17 protein-coding genes are annotated in these 19,948 nt (G+C 65.8%); 5 read left to right on the top strand and 12 right to left on the bottom strand.

The annotated features are described in order from the left end of the window. Positions 1–42: 42 nt before the first annotated feature. The 5 genes from E2E27_RS06095 to E2E27_RS06075 form a co-directional block, all read right to left on the bottom strand. Positions 43–1,086 (bottom strand): homocysteine S-methyltransferase family protein, encoded by a 1,044-nt coding sequence (locus E2E27_RS06095; RefSeq protein ID WP_141458137.1) that lies wholly within the window; start codon positions 1,084–1,086, stop codon positions 43–45. Continuing rightward, positions 1,083–2,012 carry a methylenetetrahydrofolate reductase [NAD(P)H] gene (gene metF, locus E2E27_RS06090; RefSeq protein ID WP_141458135.1) on the bottom strand — a complete coding sequence of 310 codons (930 nt, stop codon included), beginning with the start codon at positions 2,010–2,012 and terminating at the stop codon, positions 1,083–1,085. Before metF ends, E2E27_RS06095 begins: the two co-directional genes overlap by 4 nt. After that, positions 2,009–2,992 (bottom strand): ArsR/SmtB family transcription factor, encoded by a 984-nt coding sequence (locus tag E2E27_RS06085; protein ID WP_141458134.1) that lies wholly within the window; start codon positions 2,990–2,992, stop codon positions 2,009–2,011. The genes metF and E2E27_RS06085 overlap by 4 nt, the downstream gene beginning before the upstream one ends. A 64-nt stretch (positions 2,993–3,056) precedes the next feature. After that, entirely contained in the window at positions 3,057–4,244 is a 1,188-nt protein-coding gene (locus tag E2E27_RS06080) for a galactokinase (protein ID WP_181443593.1), read from the bottom strand. Positions 4,245–4,352: 108 nt separating this feature from the next. Continuing rightward, the gene (locus tag E2E27_RS06075; protein WP_234036211.1) at positions 4,353–5,825 is read right to left on the bottom strand and encodes a sodium:solute symporter family transporter; all 1,473 of its coding nucleotides are present in this window, start codon (positions 5,823–5,825) and stop codon (positions 4,353–4,355) included. A 112-nt stretch (positions 5,826–5,937) separates the two neighbouring features. Between E2E27_RS06075 and E2E27_RS06070 the strand changes: the two genes are divergently transcribed. Together E2E27_RS06070 and E2E27_RS06065 are read left to right on the top strand one after the other, a co-directional pair. Beyond that, positions 5,938–8,034 (top strand): alpha-galactosidase, encoded by a 2,097-nt coding sequence (locus E2E27_RS06070; RefSeq protein WP_234036299.1) that lies wholly within the window; start codon positions 5,938–5,940, stop codon positions 8,032–8,034. Next, the gene (locus E2E27_RS06065) at positions 8,031–9,935 is read left to right on the top strand and encodes a beta-galactosidase (protein WP_141458127.1); all 1,905 of its coding nucleotides are present in this window, start codon (positions 8,031–8,033) and stop codon (positions 9,933–9,935) included. The genes E2E27_RS06070 and E2E27_RS06065 overlap by 4 nt, the downstream gene beginning before the upstream one ends. Here the strand turns inward: E2E27_RS06065 and E2E27_RS06060 are convergent. Then, a complete protein-coding gene (locus E2E27_RS06060; protein WP_141458125.1) occupies positions 9,932–10,828 on the bottom strand; it encodes an NAD(P)H-binding protein in 897 nt (298 codons plus the stop codon). The two genes, E2E27_RS06065 and E2E27_RS06060, sit on opposite strands and share 4 nt — an antisense overlap. Positions 10,829–10,926: 98 nt before the next feature. On the opposite strand from E2E27_RS06060, the gene E2E27_RS06055 reads away from it, so the two are divergent. After that, complete coding sequence (locus tag E2E27_RS06055; protein ID WP_141458124.1) at positions 10,927–12,651, top strand: N-acyl-D-amino-acid deacylase family protein; 1,725 nt, start codon at positions 10,927–10,929, stop codon at positions 12,649–12,651. On the opposite strand, the gene E2E27_RS06050 is transcribed toward E2E27_RS06055, so the two are convergent. From E2E27_RS06050 to E2E27_RS06025, 6 genes are all read right to left on the bottom strand, one after another. Further along, the gene (locus E2E27_RS06050) at positions 12,630–14,195 is read right to left on the bottom strand and encodes a hypothetical protein (protein WP_141458122.1); all 1,566 of its coding nucleotides are present in this window, start codon (positions 14,193–14,195) and stop codon (positions 12,630–12,632) included. The two genes, E2E27_RS06055 and E2E27_RS06050, sit on opposite strands and share 22 nt — an antisense overlap. Further along, the gene (locus E2E27_RS06045; protein WP_181443591.1) at positions 14,192–14,563 is read right to left on the bottom strand and encodes a GtrA family protein; all 372 of its coding nucleotides are present in this window, start codon (positions 14,561–14,563) and stop codon (positions 14,192–14,194) included. Before E2E27_RS06045 ends, E2E27_RS06050 begins: the two co-directional genes overlap by 4 nt. Before the next feature lie 16 nt (positions 14,564–14,579). Further along, entirely contained in the window at positions 14,580–15,269 is a 690-nt protein-coding gene (locus tag E2E27_RS06040) for a class I SAM-dependent methyltransferase (RefSeq protein WP_141458118.1), read from the bottom strand. Next, positions 15,256–16,278: a glycosyltransferase family 2 protein gene (locus E2E27_RS06035; protein WP_199799093.1), complete on the bottom strand. Its 1,023-nt coding sequence runs from the start codon at positions 16,276–16,278 to the stop codon at positions 15,256–15,258. The genes E2E27_RS06040 and E2E27_RS06035 overlap by 14 nt, the downstream gene beginning before the upstream one ends. A gap of 357 nt (positions 16,279–16,635) precedes the next feature. Continuing rightward, complete coding sequence (locus E2E27_RS06030) at positions 16,636–17,031, bottom strand: hypothetical protein (protein ID WP_234036210.1); 396 nt, start codon at positions 17,029–17,031, stop codon at positions 16,636–16,638. 219 nt (positions 17,032–17,250) lie between these two features. After that, positions 17,251–17,595 carry a hypothetical protein gene (locus E2E27_RS06025; RefSeq protein ID WP_141458114.1) on the bottom strand — a complete coding sequence of 115 codons (345 nt, stop codon included), beginning with the start codon at positions 17,593–17,595 and terminating at the stop codon, positions 17,251–17,253. 80 nt (positions 17,596–17,675) lie between these two features. Here E2E27_RS06025 and E2E27_RS06020 point away from each other — a divergent pair, with 80 nt between their 5' ends. Together E2E27_RS06020 and E2E27_RS06015 are read left to right on the top strand one after the other, a co-directional pair. Beyond that, a complete protein-coding gene (locus tag E2E27_RS06020) occupies positions 17,676–18,932 on the top strand; it encodes a type ISP restriction/modification enzyme (protein WP_181443647.1) in 1,257 nt (418 codons plus the stop codon). Between the two features lie 55 nt (positions 18,933–18,987). Further along, the gene (locus E2E27_RS06015) at positions 18,988–19,515 is read left to right on the top strand and encodes a hypothetical protein (protein WP_141458111.1); all 528 of its coding nucleotides are present in this window, start codon (positions 18,988–18,990) and stop codon (positions 19,513–19,515) included. Positions 19,516–19,948 lie beyond the last annotated feature (433 nt).

Raw genomic sequence — 19,948 nt, 5'->3', positions numbered from 1 at the left:
AAGGACGGTGCTTCGACAGGCTCAGCACGAACGGGGTGTGTTCTATGCGGCGATAAAGGCCTCAAGCCCCGCCAGCTTCATCGCCGGTTCGGGCTGCGGGATGACGCGCGGCGCGCTGTTCGCCACGGCCTTGGCGATGGCAGCGATGTGTGCCGGCGAGGAGCCGCAGCACCCGCCGAGAATGTTGACCTGGCCGTGATCGGCCCAGTCCTTGACCAGCCCCGCCGTGGTGTCGGGCAGCTCGTCATATTCGCCCAGCTCGTTCGGCAGGCCCGCGTTGGGGTAGATCATCAGCAGCGTGTCGGCGATCTGCGAGAGCACCTTCACATGCGGGCGCAGCTGCTCGGCACCGAAGCTGCAATTGAGGCCGATGGTGACGGGCTTGGCATGGCGCACCGCGTACCAGAACGCCTCGACCGTGTGGCCCGAGAGGTTGCGGCCCGACAGGTCGGTCAGCGTCATCGAGATCATCACCGGCACTTCCCGGCCCAGCTCGCGCTCCAGCTGCTTGACCGCCATGATTCCGGCCTTGGCGTTGAGCGTGTCGAACACGGTCTCGATCAGGATGAAATCACAGCCGCCTTCGACCAGCGCGGCGGCCTGTTCCTTGTAGACCGCGACCAGCTCGTCGAAGTCGATCTCGCGGAAGCCGGGGTCTTCGACATCGGGGCTCAGCGAAAGCGTCTTGTTGGTCGGGCCGATAGCTCCCGCGACAAAGCGGGGCCTGCCGTCCTTCGCCGCATATTCATCAGCAAGCCCGCGCGCGATCCGGCCGCTGGCGAGGTTGATCTCGCGCACCAGACCCTCGGCGGCATAATCCGCTTGAGAGATGCGGTTGGCCGAAAAGGTGTTGGTCGAAACCACGTCCGATCCCGCATCCAGATAGGCGCGGGTGATGTCGGCGATCACGTCCGGGCGGGTCAGCGCGAGGATATCGTTGTTGCCCTTCTGGTCGGCGGGCAGGCCAAGATCGCCCGCGTAATCGGCCTCGGACAGCTTGCGGTTCTGGATCTGGGTCCCGAAGGCGCCGTCGAAGATCAGCACGCGGCTTTTCGCGGCATCGAGGAGTTGCTGGCGCGCGCTCATGCGGTGTCTCCGACAGGACGCTTCCCGAGCAGGTGGCAGATCGCATAGGCCAGATCGGGGCGATTGAGGGTATAGAAGTGGAAATCGCGCACGCCGCCCGCGTAAAGTCGGCGGCACAGTTCGGCAGCGACCGTGGCGGCAACCAGCTGACGCGCGGCGGGCTTTTCGTCGAGGCCTTCGAACAGTCCGTCCATCCACGCCGGGATCGCCGCTCCGCACGCGCCTGCAAACTTCCTCGCCTGCGCGACGTTGGTGACCGGCAGGATGCCCGGCAGGATCGGCGCATCGATTCCGGCCGCCGCGCACTTGTCGCGGAAGGCGAAGAAGGTTTCGGCGGAGAAGAAGAACTGGCTGATCGCGCGGGTCGCCCCGGCGTCGATCTTGCGCTTCAGATTGTCGATATCGGCCTGCGGGCAATCGGCATCGGGGTGCGTCTCGGGGTAGGCGGCGACGCTGATCTCGAAGGGGGCGATTTCCTTGAGGCCGGCGACCAGCTCGGCGGCGCTGGCATAGCCTTCGGGGTGCGGGGTGAAGGGCGCGCCCGGCTCGCCCGCGTCACCGCGCAGCGCGACGATGTGGCGCACGCCCGCTTCCCAATACTGCTCGGCGACCTCGCGGATTTCGGCCTTGCTCGCCGCAACACAGGTGAGGTGCGCGGCGGCGGGCAGCTTGGCCTCGGCGATGATGCGCGCGACCGTCGCATGGGTGCGCTCACGCGTCGAGCCGCCCGCGCCATAGGTGACCGAAACGAAGCTCGGCCCCAGCGGCTTGAGCTGCGTCACCGCATCCCACAGCTGCTCTTCCATCTTCTCGCTCTTGGGCGGGAAGAATTCGAAGCTCACCGCAACATCGCCCGGCAACCCGCTGAACAGCGGCGTATCGGTGGCGGTGCGGTATTCGTGGAGTTGGTCGAGCGTCGGGGTCATTTGGCAGATTCCAGAGCAGCAGGCTTGGGAGAGGAAGCGGTCGCGCGGCGCTTGGCGGTCCAGATCTTGACCACCAGCGGCCCGCCTTCGAGCGCCTGGGGCGCAGCGGGCGCGAACCCCGCGGCGCGCAGCAGCTCGCTCATCTGGCGGTCCGAAAAGCCGAGCCGGGCGTGCTGATGGCGGGTGCGCAGCTCTTCGTGATCGTGGCTGGCGAAATCGACGATCGCGATCCGCCCGCCGGGGCGCAGCACGCGCGCGGCCTCGGCCAGCGCAGGGGCGGGATCGGTGGCAAAGTGCAACACCTGATGCAGCACCACCGTATCGAAGCTGGCATCGGCCAGCGGCAATTCGGCAAAATCGCCCTGCACCAGCTCGATCTGCGCGGCGGGCAGATGTTGCAGTTTGGCACGGGCAACGCGCAGCATTTCGAGATTCTTGTCGAGCGCGACGATGCGTTCGGCATGGGGCGCGAACAGCTCGGCCATGCGGCCCGTGCCGGTGCCGATGTCTAGCAGGTGGCCGAGCGGCGCGTCCGCCAGCGCCTCGGCCAATCGCCGTTCGACCTCGTCATCGGCGCTGTGCAATGCGCGCAGCTCGTCCCACTCGCCGGCGTGACGGGCGAAGTAATGTTCGGCGGCGCTTTCGCGCGCTTCGCGAATCGCGGCGAGTTTCTTGCGGTCGGCCTCGCACAGGGCGGCAAAGGCGGGTTCTTCCGCCTCGGCGACCGCGAGCAGGCGCTGCACCGCCTCGACCAAGGCGCCGCGGGCTTCGACCTGGCGCAGGAACACCCAGCTGCCCTCGCGGCGACGCTCGGCAAGGCCCGCGTCGCACAGGATCCCGACATGGCGCGACACCCGCGGCTGGCTTTGCCCGAGCACCTGCGCAAGCTCGCCCACCGCCAGCTCCATCGCGCCGAGCAGGCGGGCGATGCGCAGGCGGGTGGGATCGCCCAAGGCCTTGAAGATGTCCTCGATAACCATTGCGAGGGCATCATATAAAGATATTTTTATATCTGTAAATCACCTCTGAGCGCGCGCTTCGCGATCATTCGAGCTCGATCGGGGCCGCCCCGGCGGAGGGCTGGAGCCGCTCGGCACGCGCGGGCAGGCCCGTGGCGGTGCGGTTGTAGCGGGCGATCGCCTCATCGATGGCGCCGGTCGCATCCGCATGGCTGATCGCGACCAGACATCCGCCGAGCCCGGCGCCCGACAACCGCACACCCCCCGCATCGCCGAGCGCATCGGCGACCAGTTCCGCCAGCTGATCGATCTGCGGCAGGGATGCCGCGAAATCCTGCGACAGCGAAAGGTGCGCCTCGCGCATCACATCGGCGAGCAGCGCGGTATCGCCGCGCACCAACCCTTCGCCGATCCATTCGATCCGCGCGGCCTCGCCCACGACGTGGCGCGCGCGCGCCAGCAACACCGGATCGAGGCTGGCATCGGCATCGAGCAGCGTCGCCGCCTCGATGTCGCGCAGCGCCTTGACCGCGAAATGCTCCGCCGCCGCCGCACATTCGGCGCGGCGCGCGGCGACGATATCGATGGCGGGATCGCGCCGGAGGCCGGTGTCGATCGCGGTGATCGCCAGATCCGGATGGATCGGGATCGCCATGTGATCGAGGCTGCGGCAATCGACCAGCAGGGCGTGCCCGGCGGTGCTGGCGGCCGAAGTCAGCTGCGCGGTGATCCCGCCCGCGTGACCGGCAAAGTCCTGCTCCGCCAGTTGCGCCGCCTTGGCCAGCAGGTCGGGCGAGAGGCCGAACCCGCAATAGTCCGAACAGGCCAGCGCCACCGCCACCCCGAACGCCGCCGAGGATGACAGGCCCGTCCCCATCGGCACATCGCCCGAAATCGCGATCCGCATCGGCCGCACCCGCTGGCCATAGCGGCCCAGCGCCTGCACCACGCCGCGCACGTGGTTCTGCCAGTTGTTCTCCCCCGGACGGATCGGCGCGAGCAGATCGAACCGGTCGCGCGCGCTGGCCATGTCGCCCATGTCGAGCGCGACCGCCTCGAACAGCTTTTCCCGGGTGGTGGGTGCGGGCGGGCCGATCGCGACGATGGACTCGCGGTCGATGGCGCAGGCGAGCGCGTAGCCATCGGTGTAGTCGGCATGCTCGCCGATCAGATTGATCCGGCCGGGCGCGGCAACGAACCGACTCGGCTCGACCCCATAGGCAAGCCGGTAGCCCTGCCTGGCGCGGGCAATCAGTCTGTCGCGGCGATCCAACAGGGGTGCGTCCCTCCCAACCACTTCGCCCCATGCAACAAGGCGCTGACACAAGGCAACATGTTTGCAACATTTGACGGCGCGTCATGGCGGGCGAAGGCGCGGCGCTCAGCCCCGCGCAGGCCGCAGCAGCGCGCCGGGAGCAAACACCGCCCGCCCGCCCAGCGCCAGCCGGTTGAAGGCGAGCGCCGCGATCACGCTCGTCACCAGCGTCACCACCATGAAGTGGATGTAATGCATCGTGACGATTCCGGCGGGCGAAAGGTGGAAGGTGAACAACCCGTAGAGCGCCACGCCCCACACCACTCCCGCAATCGCCGCCGGGGCGGCTACCCCGCGAAACAGCAGCCCGGCGACAAAGGCGCTGAGGATCGGCATCGACAGGAGGCCGTTCAATTGCTGGAGCAGATTGATGATGCTGGTGGCGTTCTGATACATCGGCACCAGCAACACCGCGGTCGCCGTCAGCACGGTGCAGACCGTCGCCGACAGCTTCCAGTGATTTGTCACCTCGCCGATGAACTGCTCGTGGAAATCGACCGCATAGAGCGCCACCGAGGAATTGAGCACCGCGCTGAAGGTGGTGATGACCGCCGCGGCGACCATCGCGGCAAAGGCGCCCGAGAGCCACGGTGGCAGGATCTGCGCGACGAGCATTCCATAGGCCTTGTCGCCCACCACGCCGAACAGCTTGAAGGCGACGATGCCGGGGATCACCACGATCGGCGGAACGATCAGGATACGGATCAGCGCGGCCACCATCACCCCCTTCTGCGCTTCGCGGATGGTGGGGGCGGCCATCGCCTTTTGCGTCAGGTTCTGGTTGGTCGACCAGTAGAAGATCTGGATGAAGATCATCCCCGTCAGCAGCGTCGGCCAGGGGATCGGGCTATCCGGTCCGCCGACCATCGTGATCCGCTCCGCCGGGACGCCGCTGACGATGTCCCAATCCACCGCCGCCAGCCCCAGCACCACGATCAGCATGGCAAGGCCGAGGATGCCGATGCCCGACCAGGTGTCCATCACCGCCACCGCCCTCAGCCCGCCGAGTATGGCGTAGGCGGCGGCAATCGCGGCGAGCATCACGGCAAAGGCGAGCAGCGGCACACCCTCGCCGAACAGCGACTGCATGAACAGGCTCCCCGAATAGAGCGCCGCCGGAAGGTAGATCAGCACGTTCCCGGCCAGAAACAGGCCGGCGATCAGCGTCCGGATGCTCCTGCCGCCATAGCGCTGTTCGAGCAGTTCGGTGACGGTGGTGCAGCCCGCGCGGTAATAGATCGGCACGAACACGAAGGCGAGGATCGCAAGGCCGACGAAACCGGCGATTTCCCACCACGCCAGCAGCAGCATCTGGTTGCCGTTCATGCCCACCAGCTGATCGGTGGAGAGGTTGGTGAGGGTGATCGAGCCTGCGACGAACAGCCAGCTGAGCTTGCCGCCTGCTAGGTAGACGTCCTTCCTCGAACCATCGTGGCGATCGCGCCGGATGGTGAGCCATGTGGCGAGGCCGATCAGCGCGGTCAGGCCGAGACACACCGCGATCTGGACGACGCTCCCGGTCGGCATGGCCTCGTCCATTTGCGCGCTTCCCCCTCTCCTTTTGCGCGGTTACAGCGCATCGGCGAGGAACCGGCAAGCCTGCGGGCGATGTTCATCACCGGTGCCGGGGAGCGAGGCCTGCTTGGAACACGTGCGGCTTGATGGCGAGGCGCTGACGCTGGTGTTCGCGCTTGAAGAGGGCGGGACGGCCGACCTCGTGTATCTCGGCGCGCGCCTGCCTGAAGGCGAAGACCTCGCCGCGCTTGCCGCTGCCACGGCGCGCGGGCGGCACGAAAGCCAGCCCGATGTGCCGCCGGTGCCGGGGCTGCTGCCCGAGCGCAAGCTTGGATGGGGCGGCACGCCCGCGATCGTGCTGCGACGCGGCGGAGTGGCTCTGGAAACCGATTTTCGTGCAAGCAATTGGCAGCTCGCGCCAGATAGTCTGGACGTCACCTTCACCGACAATGCTCTCGCGATCAGCCTGTCGATGAACTGGCGCATCGCCGCAGCGGGCGTGATCGAAACCCATGCCGTGCTGGTCAATCATGACGAGTCCGATCTCGAGCTCGAGCGCTTCGCAGCGCCCGCGCTCCCGGTGCCGCGACGCTTCACCGATCTCACCACCTTCGCCGGGCGCTGGGCGGGCGAGATGCGCGAGCACCGCCGCCCGCTTGCCCCCGATGGCTTCGCGCGAGCTTCGGCGCGCGGCAAGCCCGGGTTCGGCGGGGCCAATTGGCTGATCCTGCACGACCGCGAAAGCGAGGCGGTGCTCGCGGCCCACCTCGCCTTCAGCGGCGATTGCGACACGCGGATCGAATGCGACAACGAGGGCAGCGACGATGGCCGCGCCGTGCTGCAAATGGCTGCCGCGCAGCCCCATGCGCTTTCCACCTTTCCGGCAGGATCGGTGGCAGCTACGCCGCGGACGGTGTTCGCCCTTGCCGCCGACCGCTCCACGCTGGCGCAGCGCCTCCACGCCTACCTGCGCGCCGAGGCGCTCCCCGGCCGCAAGGACTGGGGCCCGCGCAAGGTTCACCTCAATTCGTGGGAGGCGCTGGGGTTCGACCTGTCCGAGCCCGCGCTGACCCGCCTTGCCGATGACGCGGGGGCGCTGGGCATCGAGCGCTTCGTGCTGGATGACGGATGGTTCGGCGGAAGGAGGGACGACACCAGCAGCCTCGGCGACTGGGTCGTCTCGCCCGAGGTCTTCCCCAACGGCCTCACCCCGCTGATCGACCATGTCCACGGTCTCGGCATGGATTTCGGCCTGTGGGTGGAGCCGGAGATGGTCTCCCCCGACAGCGACCTCTACCGCCAGCACCCCGACTGGTGCCTGCATATCGAAGGGCGCGAGCGGCCCACGATGCGCGGCCAGCTGGCGCTTGACCTCTCGCGGGCCGAAGTGCGCGAATATCTGATCGCGCGGCTCGATACGCTGCTGCGCGAGAATGCGATCGCCTATCTCAAGTGGGATCACAACCGCGACCTCTTCCCCACTGCGGGCAAGGCGCTGTGGCAGACGCTGGGGTTCAACCATGTGCTGGATCGCCTGCGCGAAGCCCACCCCCACGTCGAGATCGAAAGCTGCTCGAGCGGCGGAGGGCGGATCGATTTCGCCCTGCTCTGCCGCGTCCACCGCGTCTGGCCGTCCGACAACAACGACGCGATCGAGCGGCTGCGGATCATCCCGGCATGGAACCAGTTCCTGCCATTGGAAGTGCTGGGCAGTCATGTCGGCCCCTCGCCCAATCCGATCACCGGACGGCGGCTGGCGATGGACTTCCGCGCCAAGGTGGCGCTGTTCGGGCATATGGGGGTGGAGGCCGATCCCGCCCGCATGACCGAGGCCGAGCGCGAATGCCTCGCTGCGCATATCGCGCTCTACAAGGCGTGGCGCGGGGTACTGCATGAAGGCGCGCTGTGGCGGCTGGCGCACCCCGACCCGAACGTGACCGCCATGATGGTGACGCATCAGGATAAGGCTCTGGCGCTTGCCGCACAGACCGCCTTTTCGCCGGTGTTCGATGCCGCGCCGCTGCGCCTCGCCGGGCTGGAGCCTGAGGCGCGCTACCGCGTATCCCTGCCCGAGCCCTGGCCGGGCAAGGCGCGCCGCTACCTCGCAAACGCCGACCAATGGCGCGAGGGCCTGACGCTCAGCGGCATCGCGCTGATGACGCAGGGCCTCGCCCTCCCCCTCACCCACCCCGAAACCGCGTGGCTGATCGCTTTGGAGAGGCTCCCCGCATGAAACTGGGCTGCTGCTACTATCCGGAACAATGGCCCGAAGACATATGGGCCGAGGATGCGCGGCGGATGCGCGAGATGGGCCTCGCCCTTGTGCGCATCGGCGAATTCGCCTGGAGCCGGATCGAGCCCGAGCCGGGGCGCTACGACTGGGCCTGGCTCGACCGCGCGATCGAGACGCTCCACGCAGCAGGCCTCAAGGTTATCCTCGGCACGCCGACCGCGACCCCGCCCAAGTGGCTGGTGGACCGGATGCCCGACATGGTGGCGATCGACGAACAGGGACGCCCGAGGGGTTTCGGCTCGCGGCGGCACTATTGCTTCAGCCACGAAGGCTACCGCGCAGAATGCCGCCGGATCGTCACTGCGCTGGCCGAGCGATACGGCAAGCATCCCGCCATCGCGATGTGGCAGACCGACAACGAATATGGCTGCCACGACACCGTGCTGAGCTTCTCGGCTGCGGCGGCGAGCGCCTTCCGCGGGTGGCTGGCGGCACGTTACGGCACCCCGCAAGCGCTCAACACCGCATGGGGCAATGTCTTCTGGAGCATGGAATACCGCAGCTTCAGCGAAGTCGACCCGCCGCATCTGACCGTCACCGAGGCGAACCCCGCGCACTGGCTCGATTACCGCCGCTTCGCCTCGGATCAGGTGGCGAGCTTCAACCGCGAGCAGGTCGATATCATCCGCGCCCATTCACCGGGACGGGACATAACCCACAACTTCATGGGCTTCTTCACCGAGTTCGATCATCACGCCGTGGGCCGCGATATCGACGTGGCGACGTGGGACTCCTATCCGCTGGGGTTCCTCGAACAGTTCTGGTTCTCCTCCGAGGAGAAAGCCGCCTACCTCAGGCAAGGCCACCCCGATATCGCCGCCTTTCACCACGACCTCTACCGGGGCTGCACCAAAGGCGCGCGCTGGGGGGTGATGGAGCAGCAGCCCGGCCCGGTGAACTGGGCGCGCTTCAATCCCGCACCGCTGCCGGGGATGGTCGCGCTGTGGACGCTCGAAGCCTGCGCGCACGGGGCGGAACTGACGAGCTATTTCCGCTGGCGGCAGGCGCCCTTCGCACAGGAGCAGATGCACGCAGGCCTTCTGCGCCCCGACAGCACCGAGGCCGAGGCCGCACCCGAAGTGCGCGCCGCCGCCGAGGTGCTCGCCGCAATCGGGCCGCAGGCCACCGCGCCGGCCCCGGTCGCACTGGTGTTCTCCTATGAAGCGGCGTGGGTGATCGGCATCCAGCCGCAGGGGGCGAGCTTCCGCTATCTCGAACTGGTGTTCGAATGCTATTCGGCGCTCCGGGCCAGGGGGCTGGATGTCGACATCCTATCGCCCGAGGCCGACCTCAGCGGTTATCGCATGGTGGTGGTGCCGACGCTCCCCATTGTGCCCGAAGGCTTTGCCCGGAGGCTGGCGGCGCTCGAATGCCCGGTGCTGCTTGGGCCGCGTTCGGGCAGCAAGACGCGCAGCTTCTGCATTCCCGAAGGCCTTGCGCCGGGCGACCTCAAAGCCGCGGTCCCGCTCACCGTCACCCGCGTCGAATCCTTGCGCGACGGCATCGCCGAACCCGCGGAGAGCTTCGCCGTCACTCGCTGGCGCGAGGATGTGGCGAGCGACCTCGCCCCCGAACTGTCGGACAGCGCAGGCCGGGGCGTGGTCTGGCGCAACGGCAACACTCGCTATTGCGCGATCTGGCCCGAGCGCGCGTTGCTGGCGCTGCTGGTGGAGCGCATGGCCGAGGAGGCGGGCGTCACGCTCACCCCCCTGCCCGAAGGCATCCGCATCCGCCGTACGCAGAGCCACGCCTTCACCTTCAACTATGCCGCAGCGCCCGTGTCCGTCCCCCACCTCGGCGTGACACTCGGCCCCGCAGGCTGGCGGGTCGATCCGCTTTAATCCGCCGCCAGCAGGTGCCGGTAGTGATCGGCGAGGGTTTCGGTGCCGAATTCGGGGGTGAGGTCGGCGGAATACTCCCCCGTCGCCGGGTCGATCACCAGCATGGATTCGGTGGCGTAGTAATGCGCGATGCGGGCATACTCGGCCTTCTCGGCCAACCAGCCCGAAAACCCCGCGCCCATCCCCAGTACGCGGGCAGCATGGGTGAACATTCCCGGCGAAATCGAAGTGAAGCGCGGCGGCTTGCCTGCGGCGGAGAACAGCAGCTCTCCCGCATCGCGCAAGGAGATCGTCGGGCCGGGGCCGCCGATGGGGAGGATGCGCCCGAGCGCTTCGGGATTGTCGATGCACCCGGTGATGAACCGCGCCAGATCGCCGTCGCTGATCGGCTTGCAGCGCGTGAGGTTCCCGTCGCCGAAGATCAGGAAGGGCTTGCCCGCCTTGACCCGCGCGACCTGCCCGGAGAGCGATTTGAAGAACGCCGTGGGCCGGACGATGGTGTAGCCGATCCCGCTCGCCGCCAGCTCCGCCTCGAACCGCAATTTGGCGCGCTGGAAGGCGAGGCGCGGCTTCTGGACGCAGATTGCCGAGAGCAGGATGAACTGCCGCACTCCAGCGCCCTGCGCCGCCGCCAGCAGCGCGGCATTGGTGCGGTAATCGACCGCCTCGGCATCCTTCGGCGCGCCCGAGCGTGAGGCGATGCAGGAGATCACGACCTCGGCCCGCGCCTCCCCAAGCGCCGCCGCCAGCGCTTGCGGGTCTGCCAGCTGCGCGCGGGAGAGCGCGGTCACCGCATGGCCCTCTGCCGCCAGCTGCATTTCCACCGCCTGCCCGATCGTCCCGCTCGCTCCGGCAAGGGCGACACGGACGGGACGGGCGAGGCCTTGCTTCATCGCCCTACCCTAGCCCCGCCGCCATTTCGGTAAAAGTGGCACTTGCCGCCCATCCCCCCCTCACGCATCATCCGGGGCGAGAGAGGACGGGAGAAACCATGGCCGATTACGACTGGGTGATCCGCGACGGCACGATTGCCGATGGCACGGGCGGCGCGCTGATCGAAGGCGATGTCGCCGTTCGCGCCGGGCGCATCGCCGCCATTGGCAGGGGCCTCGGGCGCGGGGCGGAGGAGATCGACGCGAAGGGCAAGATCGTCACCCCCGGCTTCATCGACGTTCACACGCATTACGATGGCCAGTGCATCTGGGCCGAGGAGCTTTCCCCCTCCTCCGCCCACGGGGTCACCACCGCGGTGATGGGCAATTGCGGCGTCGGCTTCGCGCCCTGCCGCAAGAGCGATCACGCGATGCTCATCAACGTCATGGAGGGCGTCGAGGACATCCCCGGCGTGGTGATGACCGAGGGCCTGGACTGGAACTGGGAGACCTTCCCCGAATATCTCGACACGGTGGCCGCCGGGAAGCGCGACATCGACGTGGCGACCTACCTGCCCCACTCCCCCTTACGGGTCTATGCCATGGGCGAGCGCGGCGCGGCGCGCGAGGTGGCCACCGAGGATGATCTCGTGCTGATGCGCCGCCTCACCGCCGAGGCGTTGCGCGCGGGCGCGATCGGCTTTGCGACCTCGCGGCTCAGCATTCACAAGGCCGCCAGCGGCGATGCGATCCCGACATTCGACACCGATCTCGCCGAACTGGAAGCGATCGGGCGCGGAATGGCGGATGCCGGGGCGGGCACCTTTCAGGTCGTGCTCGATGCCTTTGTGGGATGGGACAAGGAATATCCCGTGATCGAGCGGATGATCGCCGCCAGCGGCCGTCCGGCAACCTTCACGCTCGCCTCGGGCAATGAGGGCCCGCCGCGCTGGCGGCGGGTGCTGGAGATGCTGGAGGCGACCAATGCTTCAGGCGGCGTCGCCCATGCGCAGGTGATGCCGCGCCCGATCGGCCTGATCGCCGGCTTGGAACTCACAGTACATCCCTTCGTGCTGTGCCCTTCGTGGGCAAAGATCGCGCATCTTCCGGTCCCCGAGCAGGTCGCCGCGATGCGCGATCCCTCCTTGCGCGCCGCGCTGCTTGCCGAGGATTTCACCCCCGGCCACCCTTTCAACGAGCTGGCACGCAACTGGCGCTGGCTGTTCCCGCTTGACGACCCGCCCGACTATGCCCCGCCTGCGCATATGAGCATGGCGGGCCAAACCGAGGCGCGCGGTTGCACCCCGCAGGAAGTCGCCTATGACCGCCTGCTGGCAACCGAGGGGCGCGGACTGTTCCTCGCCGCGCTCGGCAATTACGAGAACGCCAGCCTCGACAGCGCGCACGAAATGCTGCGCCATCCGCATTGCGTCCCCGGGCTTGGCGATGGCGGGGCGCATTACGGCGCGATCTGCGATGCCAGCTATTCGACCTATCTGCTGACCCAGTTCGTCACCGGCAGCGGCCCGCTCAAGCTGGGGCTGGGCGAGGCGGTGCACATGCTGGGGCAGAAGGCCGCGCGCGCGGTGGGGCTGCATGACCGGGGCGTGCTGCGCGTCGGTGGCCGGGCCGACCTCAACGTGATCGACCTCGACCGCCTGAGCCTCCACCTGCCCGAAGTGGTGCGCGATCTGCCTGCGGGCGGGCGGCGGCTGCACCAGCGCGCGACCGGCTACGAAGCGACGATGGTGGCGGGCGAGGTCATCCGCCGCTTCGACCAGTCCACCGGCGCACGCCCCGGCCAACTGGTGCGCGGCAGCGCTTATCGCGGCGCGACCGTGTAGAGCAGTCCGCTGCCGTCGACAGGCACCCGCGTCAGCCGCCCGGGCACGGCAAGCGGCTCGGCATATTCGCCGACGATCCAGACGTGGGTGAAGGCATCGAGCGGCAGCCGGGCCAGCGCTTCGCTCAGCTTGGGGCGACCGATCATGGTGCATCCCTCCGGTTGCACCAGATGCGAGGGGTCGCGCACGAAGGGTTCGGCGGCGGGGTAATGCACCGTCATCGGGTTGACGCCGGGCTGCTGCCACTGGTCGTTGACGAAGGCATTGCGCCGCGCGATCGCCGCACCGCCGACGTGATCAAGCACCGGCATCGGCCAGCGCGCACCGCAGGACTTCACGACGAAAAAGGCGATCCGCGCGCCATCGGGCACCGGGCCCAGCGCCGCGAGCGCAGCCTCCACCTTGCGGCCCTGCTCGACATAGGCGGCGCCGGTGATCGCCATGCGTCCGGCGAAGAAGGCGACCGCAAGCACCGTCACCACCCGCAGCATCGCAGGGCCTAGGCGGGCGGGCGCGATCGTCACCAACGCCAGCGCAAGGGCGTAGGGCACCAGCCGCATGTCGGCAAAGGCCGATCCGAACACCCGGAACGGCAAGGCGAGGAACACCGCACAGCACAGCAGCGCCGCGATCCCGATGCGCGGGTCGAACCGGAACGCGCGCCAGCACAGCAGCGCCAGAAGCACCGCGCCCGTGATGATCGCCAGCGCCCCGACATCGAGCGCCCACCACTCGGTCCGCAGCGTCGACATCACCCACAGCCACTTGAAATCGAGCGACCATTCCGACGCGGCGACCCCGGTGGCATCGGCGCGCCAGATCACCATCGGGATGATCGGCAGCAGCAGCGGCCAGCACATCCCCACGATCCGTCCCACCGCCGCCAGAGGCCGCTTGAGCAGGGTCGGGGCAACCTCGGCCAGCATCGCCGACCCGGTCAGCAGGCCGAGAAAGGCCCAGCCATAGGTATGCGTAACCCAGATCGCCGCGCCCGCCACGCCCAGCCACACGCGCGCGCCAAACCCGCGCCCTTCATGGTGCAGCCGCAACCACAGCGCGAAGGCCAGCATCGCCAGCGCCATGCTCAGCGCGTAGTTGAGAAAGCCGTAGTTGAAGGGATAGCCGTAGAGCAGCGGGATCGCCATCACCGCAAAGGGCGACACGCGGCCATGCACCGCGCGGCTGATCGCCAGCAGACCCGCCGCGCCCAGAAGCTGGGTGAGGATCACCACGACGCGCACCGATGGCTCGAGACCCAGCAAGGGGTGCAGCATCTCGATCAGGATATCCGCGCCGAGATTGCCGATCAGCCGCCATTCGTAGGAGTAGAACGGCTGCAAGGCAGGCCGCGTGTCGAGCTCGGTCTGCACCGCATAGCGCCCGAGATGGCCGTAGAGATCGACCAGCGGTGGAAAGTCGACCAGCAGCAGCGGAAGAATGGTGACAAGCCCGATCGCCAGCCACACCGGCCAGCGATCGAGCAGGCCAAGGGGCGGCTGCGCGCCGCCGGAGGGCACGCTGGCGAGTGGGGTTCCAAGGGTCATTCGGAAGCGGCCGGCCTGAAGACAAAGAACTGCGATAGAACGAAGAAGATTACGATATAGGCCGCCAGCGCGGGCAGCTGCGCCCAGGGGCTGTCGGCCCCCAGCACGCTCTGTGCCGCCACCAGTACCGCGACATTCGCGCCGTAGGCGATGGCGAAAGCGGCGAGGAAGCGGATCACCTCGCGCGCGCTGACCCTACCGCCAACCCCGAAGACGAAGCGCCGATTGAGCGTGAAGGACAGCACCAGCCCCACGGCATAGCCCGCCGCATTGGCCGCCAGACCGCTCAGCCCGGCCCACAGCCCGCCGAAAATCACCGCCCAGCCCACCGCCGAATTGGCAAGGCCCGTCAGCCCGAACCGCAGCACCCGCCCCAGCATCGCCTCACCGCGCGACGAGGCAATATTGCGCGCCCAGCGGCAACCAGCCGAGCCCGCGCTCGAGCGGGCGCAGCGGGGCGAGCATCGCCGGGAAGAACAGCGTGTAGCGCAGGCTGACATCCCCGAAGCCCGCCGCCCGGAATCGCCGCCGCATCTCGGGCGCGCTGATCAGCACCGCGTTCACATCGAACGGGCAGGTCGCCACCGCGTGACGGGTCAGCGGGTTCCAGGGATTGTGCTCGAACAGCACGAAGCGCCCTTGCGGCGCGAGCGCGCGGCGGATTTCGCGCAGCAGGCGGATGTGATCCTCGGATGGGATGTGATGGAACACGCAGGCGGTAAAGATGAGATCGAAGCTGCCATCCGCGAAGGGCAGGGTCTGCCCGTCATAGCACACCGTCTCCAGCGGGCGGACGGCTCGCGCGGCGCAGTGCGTGAGCGAGCGGGCCGATACGTCGAGCGCGGTCAGCGCCGCCTCAGGGAAGGCGTTCTGCAGATGCGCAATGCAATTGCCGCGCCCCGCGCCGAAATCCATGATTCGGCGCGGCGCAAGCCCGGCGGCAGCGGCCACCCGCGCGGCCTCCTTCGCCTTGTATTCGGCAAAGAAATCGGGGTCCTCGCCGCTCAGCCTGACCGACTGGGCATGCTGCGCGTCATATTCGTCGACATAGGCGTCGAACTCAGCCTGCGACACGGATCGCCTCTGGGCTCTGCGGGTCGCGATCGGCCTCGCTCTCTGCGGGGGCAGCCACCGCCAAGGGATGGCTCCGCACCTCGGATATGATGAACAGCGGGCGGTGCTTGGCCTCCATATACATCCGGCCCAGATATTCGCCGAACACGCCCAGCACCAGCAGCTGCACGCTGCCCATGATGAGGATCAGTGCGGCCAGGCTCGCCCAGCCCTGCACCGTCCCGCCGGCCATCCACACCCACACGATCCCGATCAGCGACACCAGCCCTGCCACCCCGAACAGCATCCCCAGATGCGAGGCGAAGCGCAGCGGCACGGTCGAGAAGCTGGTGACCGCATCCACCGCCAGCGCGACCATCTTGGACAGGGGGTAATGCGTCTCCCCGGCAAAACGCGCATCGCGCTCATAGGGAAAGGCGATCTGGTTGAAGCCGACATAGCTCACCAGCCCGCGGATGAAGCGGTAGCGTTCCGGCATGGCGTTCAATTGATCGACCACGCGGCGCGTCATCAGGCGGAAATCACCGGTGTCGCGGGGGATGTGGGTATCGACCAGCGCGCCGAGCATTCGGTAGAACAGAGCAGCCGTCCCGCGCTTGAAGGCGGTCTCGCCATGGCGCTTCACCCGCTGGCCATAGACCACGTCATAGCCTTCGCGCACCTTGGCAAGCATCGGGCCGAGCAGTTCGGGCGGGTCCTGCAGGTCGGCATCGAGCACGAACACCAGTTCGCCCCGGACATGGTGCAGGCCCGCGGTCAGCGCCAGCTGATGCCCGTGATTGCGCGCCAGATCGATCGCGACGATGCGCGCATCGGCCTCGGCATGCTGGCAGATCCTGGCCCAGCTGCCGTCCTTCGAGCCGTCGTTGACCAGCACGAGCTCGAAATCGTCGCCAAAGATCGCCCCCGCCGCCGCAGTGACACGGCCGACCAGCGCATCGAGCCCGGCTTCCTCGTTATAGACGGGGATGACGACCGAAAGTGCGCAGGAGCGGGTGATGGAGTGCAAGCTGTGCAAGTGTCACGACCTCCTGATGAACCGGACAAGGCTGGCAGAGAAACGGCCGGTCACGTCGAGCCCCTCCATCCGCCAGCCCACCGAACGCACAGGTGGTGCGCTTACGTGACTCGAACACGTGACCCCATCATTACGAAAAAATCTCTTACTTTCCGTAATTTAGATGAATTTCTAGGCTTTGCAGAACCCGACTCATGCCGAAATCTGCGCTGCCCAATTTCTGCCCAAATTCGCTTAGCGCCGTTCGCCGGGAGATCAAGGGTTACGATCGTTCAGAAGGCAACGCTTTGATGGGGCGACCCACGCCAGACCCAAATCGCTTAGTCCAAAAAGCGATCCCCTATGGCCTCAAAGACCAGTCGGCAACTCGCCACACTCGCGCATCAAGCTTAGAGCCGTGCCGAGGCGATCAGGCGTTGGATTTGGCGCTGAGCCCGGGGAGAAGCCGTCAGCCAAACGCCAGCCGCCCTCGTCAATGAACACCCGCATTCGCAGGATTGTTTTGCCGTTCGCACGCGCATCTTGAAGGCCGCGCCCCACGCTCCAGTAGGTGTGCTGTGCCAGAATCCAGCCTTCGATAATCCGGCCGACAAACTCTAAAGGTGGGCGAACCGCCCAAGAGGACCACTCTCGGGCCGCTTTGATGATCGGCAAGCGTTCGGAACGTTCAAACGTTTCGCCTTTGGATGGGGCTTCGCTGACGCAGAAGCGGACAGCCCCAATGAAGGCTCTCGCGAAATCCACACGATCGGCCAGTGCTGCGTTCAGCGCATCGAGATGCTGTGTCGGATCGCGAGAAAAACTGAAGCCTTGCAGCCAATCGCTGGTAGCCGCCTGATGGGATGAGACGCCCGCTTCTTCAAGGAACCGCGCCGCCAGCTGGTCCGTGGTTCGTGGCCGCTCAAGTGCATACTGACACGAAGCAGACCCGTTCCGCGCCTCCTAGTTTGAGAGCTCACTTGCCTAGAGAGCGACAGACCAGACTTGAACGCCCGGCACTTCGAGAGCCTCCCAACGCTTAAGGCCCGGATAGAGAGGTGACGCAAAGAAAACGTAGCGGTGCTCCTCGGTGTGCTGTGCCAGCTTTGCAAGATCCGTGGCGAGCTTCCGATTGTTTCTCGGGTCGACAGCAGCAAACGTCTCGGCCCCAACCAAGCCAGGCGCGACGCTCATTATGTCGAGCGGCATCGACATGTGAGCCCCCGGCGCAAGGAGAAAGCCTTCGGCATCAGGATGCCTCTCCAGCAGGACCCGTGCAGCCTCCAAGGCAACTAAGTAGGTGAAGGTCTGGTTGACCTGCTCAATCACGTTGAGATCACGCGGCTCAACCGGATGACGCCCGATAGGATCGAACTTGAGAGCCCTACGGGCGCAGACCAGAGCTCGAGATTGCCGAGGACAAGCTCGCGTTTCTCGCCGCTTCCAACCTTACCGAGGCGACCCCTATCAAGCTAAAGCCTAGCTCACGTGGCGACTGGCTCGATCTCGGCGACGATGCCTTTGGCGACTTCCTTCCTATTGCCGATGCTGCGACAAAGGCTGCACCGCCCGGGAGCCGCGATAGAGCTATCTTCAAGCTTTACTCTCTCGGGGTTTCGACGAACCGAGATGAATGGGTCTACGACCGCAATCACGATCATCTCTCGAGTAAGATGCTGTCGTTTATCGATGCCTATGATGCCACAACGACGAGTGCACAAGATTATGACGATACCATAAAGTGGTCGCGAAACCTTAAGCGGCGATTGTCGCAGGGTCGAAGAGAGGCATTCGACGTACAGAAGCAAAGGCTATCGCTCTATCGACCATTTTCGACCCGATGGCTTTATCAGTCGAGCCTGTACGTAGATGAACTTGGGTCCGCAGATGCGATCTCCCCACCGGGGATGTCTAATCAATTGATCTGCTTCCCGGCTGGCGGGCGGCTGGACTTCGTTCCATTTTCGACCGCAGCGCTTCCCTCGTTGACCGTGCTATCGCTCGACGCAAACCAGTGCCTACCTCGCTTTCGCTACAGCAAGTCCGGCGAGCGCTTCGACAACATCACCGATTGGGCCCTGAACAAGTTCATCGCCCACTACGGCAAGAAGGGCATGAGCAAGGATGCGATCTTTGCCTACTGCTATGCCGTCCTCCACGATCCGGTCTACCGCGAGAAATACGCGCTGAACCTCAAGCGCGAGTTCCCGCGCATTCCCTTCTACTCGGATTTTGCGCAGTGGGCGGCATGGGGCGAGGCGCTGATGAAGCTGCACATCGAATACGAACAGGTCGAACCCTTCGCCCTGCAACGCATCGAAACCCCCGCCAAACGCGCCGCTGGCACGCATCCCAAGCCGGTGCTCAGGTCCAATCCGGAAACCGGCTCGATCATGATCGACGCCGACACCCAGCTGTCCGGGATCCCGCCCGAAGCCTGGGAATACCGCCTCGGCAACCGCTCCGGCATCGACTGGGTGCTCGACCAGCACAAGGAAAAGAAACCCCGCGACCCCACCATAGCCGCCAAATTCAACACCTACCGCTTCGCCGACTACAAGGAACCCTGCATCGACCTGCTGGCAAAGGTGGTGACGGTGAGTTTGGAAACGGTGAAGATCACGAAGGCGATGGGTGAGTTGGATAGGGCTGATTGGGAAGGCTGACCGCAGCAATGTGCCCGAGCACCCTAACGGCGCAAATTTAAAGCATTGAGGGCGAATGGAAAAGTTTAGATATTTTAGCGATTTACTAATTGGGGTAATCGGAACCGTCGTTTGCGGTACAATGTTCTTTTCGGGCGCCCTTTGGTCGATTTACGCGCTCTTTGTGAGGCATTCGTTTTTCGCCTCATTTGTTATGGCGATCATGGCGTACCTATTGCTCGTCGCTTCGGTTTACTGCTTTCATCTGGCCAAAAGCTATTTTGTTGGAAAATACGTAATCAATCATTCCTCAGGAACGATCGAAAAAAATCTGAGCCAGCCTTGGACTTTTTCTTACAAGCGCATTTCTCTGCCGCTCGAACGATTGAGAGACAAGCAGCTGAGAAGCTCGAAATCGACAGGCTGGGTGGAGCCGAGCTATTCGTCAGATGGTAGGTTGATCTCGTCCGGTCACTACCAGACCACCGAGACGTTCACAGTTGAACTGCTGTTCGATGATGAATGGTTCGATTTCAGGTTTTCCAGCCATCTAGAGGCGAAAAACTTCCTCCAGAAAGTCATCAGCTGGCAGAGGCAGGGGTAAGCTTGCTCTCCAGCTTCGTCCCTACGCGCCGCCGCGTGGCCTAGCGGAACACTGGACACAGTTCCCGTGGGTGGAGCGCATCAGCTTTGAACCCACTTTTGACCCAGTCACGACCCACTTGGACGGCTGGTTCGCAAGGAAAGCTACATAGGCGTTAGCCACCAGCCGCAATGACCTGAAAGCGCCTTCAACCGCATGAATCGCAACAACAAAGCTAAGGGCTTATAGCCCATTCCTTGGGTCCACCGTGGGTTTAGCCTTTTCAGCAGGCAAAACCGCCCCACCAAGCCCAAAGGCCTTCCAAAAGGACCCTATGATTTTCCTAGGGAAACTGCGGAAAAAAGGTGGTGCGCTTACGGGACACTTTTACCCGATGCAATGGGCTGTCCTTTAAATGAAATGTGTGTTCAAAAGGATTGATTGCCCCCAAAGT

The sequence above is a fragment of the Porphyrobacter sp. YT40 genome (assembly GCF_006542605.1).
GTDB lineage: Bacteria > Pseudomonadota > Alphaproteobacteria > Sphingomonadales > Sphingomonadaceae > Erythrobacter.
This window is presented reverse-complemented; position numbering and strand designations above follow the sequence as displayed.

What these genes read in the sequence shown, in the direction of transcription:
- E2E27_RS06095 (WP_141458137.1), bottom strand. Translation starts at nt 1,086, where the DNA reads ATGAGCGCGCGCCAGCAACTCCTCGATGCCGCGAAAAGCCGCGTGCTG.
- metF (WP_141458135.1), bottom strand. Translation starts at nt 2,012, where the DNA reads ATGACCCCGACGCTCGACCAACTCCACGAATACCGCACCGCCACCGAT.
- E2E27_RS06085 (WP_141458134.1), bottom strand. Translation starts at nt 2,992, where the DNA reads ATGGTTATCGAGGACATCTTCAAGGCCTTGGGCGATCCCACCCGCCTG.
- E2E27_RS06075 (WP_234036211.1), bottom strand. Translation starts at nt 5,825, where the DNA reads ATGGACGAGGCCATGCCGACCGGGAGCGTCGTCCAGATCGCGGTGTGT.
- E2E27_RS06065 (WP_141458127.1), top strand. Translation starts at nt 8,031, where the DNA reads ATGAAACTGGGCTGCTGCTACTATCCGGAACAATGGCCCGAAGACATA.
- E2E27_RS06060 (WP_141458125.1), bottom strand. Translation starts at nt 10,828, where the DNA reads ATGAAGCAAGGCCTCGCCCGTCCCGTCCGTGTCGCCCTTGCCGGAGCG.
- E2E27_RS06055 (WP_141458124.1), top strand. Translation starts at nt 10,927, where the DNA reads ATGGCCGATTACGACTGGGTGATCCGCGACGGCACGATTGCCGATGGC.
- E2E27_RS06050 (WP_141458122.1), bottom strand. Translation starts at nt 14,195, where the DNA reads ATGACCCTTGGAACCCCACTCGCCAGCGTGCCCTCCGGCGGCGCGCAG.
- E2E27_RS06015 (WP_141458111.1), top strand. Translation starts at nt 18,988, where the DNA reads ATGGAAAAGTTTAGATATTTTAGCGATTTACTAATTGGGGTAATCGGA.